The sequence below is a fragment of the Okeania sp. SIO2C9 genome, assembly GCF_010672455.1.
Lineage (GTDB): Bacteria > Cyanobacteriota > Cyanobacteriia > Cyanobacteriales > Microcoleaceae > Okeania.
Genome location: NZ_JAAHGO010000209.1, coordinates 1 through 1,654, shown reverse-complemented (window position 1 = coordinate 1,654; position 1,654 = coordinate 1). Strand labels below are relative to the sequence as shown.

Below are 1,654 nucleotides of genomic sequence, written 5' to 3'. Positions count from 1 at the left end.
CAAACAACTTAATCTCCAACTCATTGGACTCAAATTAATTGCAAATAGGCTGTAAGCTAGTAAACGTATGGATTTCAGTCCCTATGCAACTCCACACAGAAGGGAAGTGTCTAGTAAAAAGGATGGTTTAATCCAAACGCTTATGCCCGGTTTTTATGGTAAAAAGTAGATATTATCCGTTTGAATAAATACTCCAATGGGTTTGACTCGGAAACTCAAATACTCATGGTTACATACGCCTATTTGCGGGTATCCACCGACCATCAAGATCTAAATAATCAGCGTCACGGCATTCTGGAGTATGCGAACCATCATGATTTGGGACACCTGGAGTTTGTTGAAGATGCGGTTTCCGGTCGCCTGAAATGGGAAAAACGAGAAGTAGGTAAATTATTGCAAGAAACTGCACAAACTGGAGATGTGGTGATCTTTGCAGAAGTGAGTCGAATGGCTCGCTCTACGCTTCAGGTGTTGGAAATGTTATCTTGCTCGATGGAGCGGGGCATTAGTATCCATATTGCTAAACAGCAAATGGTTCTCGACACTTCGATGCCGAGCCGAATTGTGGTGACAGTGTTAGGGTTAGCAGCAGAGATCGAGCGAGAGTTAATTTCCTTAAGAACAACAGAAGCTCTCGCCAAGCGAAAAGCAGAAGGAAAACCTTTAGGCAGACCAAAGGGGAAACACTCAGCACGATTAAAACTGGATGCTAAAGAGGCTCAAATTCGAGAATATTTGAACCTAGGTATAAGCAAACGCTCGATTGCCAAGCTAGTTGATTGCTCTCCCTCCACTCTTTACGACTGGTTGGAAAAACGCCATCTGGGTCAGAAGAAATCATCAAAAATCTCCAAAGCGAGGGGAAGGCTATGAAACGGATTCCCCCAGAAGCAATAGTAGAACTGTACCAGCGGTTGGGACAATTACCATCTCGCTCTCCTTTGCGCAGGCAGGTGATTCAGGAAGCGGCTCAGCTCTACGGAGTCTCGGAAGATACTATCTATCGGGCACTGCGAGAGAGGGGTAAGCTGCATTCCACGCGACGGGCAGATTACGGAGTGCCTCGCATCATACCCAAAGTTACCTTGGAGCGATACTGTGAAATTATTGCAGCTCTCAAGGTACGTACCTGTAATCGCAAAGGTCGCCACCTCTCAACGGTGGAAGCGATTCGACTGCTGGAAGAACACGGTATTAATACCCCTGATGGTCATCTGCTCGCTCCCCAAAATTTATTGAAGAAAGCAACAGTCAATCGCTACCTCAAGCTTTGGGGTTATGATCATCAGACACTCTCGCGACAACCGCCAGCCGTCCGTTTCCAAGCACAACAGAGTAACGAGTGCTGGCACTTTGATTTGAGTCCTTCTGACCTTAAACAGGTGAAAGCACCAGCTTGGATAGAACCGGAGCGGGGAAATTCCACCTTGATGCTCTACAGTGTTGTCGATGACCGTAGTGGTGTTGTTTACCAAGAATACCACGGGGTCTATGGAGAAGATGTGGCAGCAGCTCTACGTTTTTTGTTCGCAGCCATGTCTGCCAAGTCAGTGGAAAATTTCTCTTTTCAAGGCATCCCCCAGATGCTCTACATGGACAATGGTCCGATTGCACGTAGTCAAATTTTTCTTCGTGTGATGGGATATCTGGGAGA

The 1,654-nt window shown here is 46.3% G+C and carries 2 protein-coding genes; both read left to right on the top strand.

Annotation, left to right across the window (positions count from 1 at the left end):
* Nucleotides 1–180 precede the first annotated feature (180 nt).
* On the top strand, nucleotides 181–873 hold the full coding sequence (locus F6K23_RS40355) for a recombinase family protein (RefSeq protein WP_293166819.1): 693 nt from the start codon (nucleotides 181–183) through the stop codon (nucleotides 871–873).
* Nucleotides 870–1,654: helix-turn-helix domain-containing protein (locus F6K23_RS40350; protein ID WP_367267971.1), on the top strand; the 785-nt coding region annotated here is incomplete at its 3' end. The genes F6K23_RS40355 and F6K23_RS40350, both read left to right, overlap by 4 nt.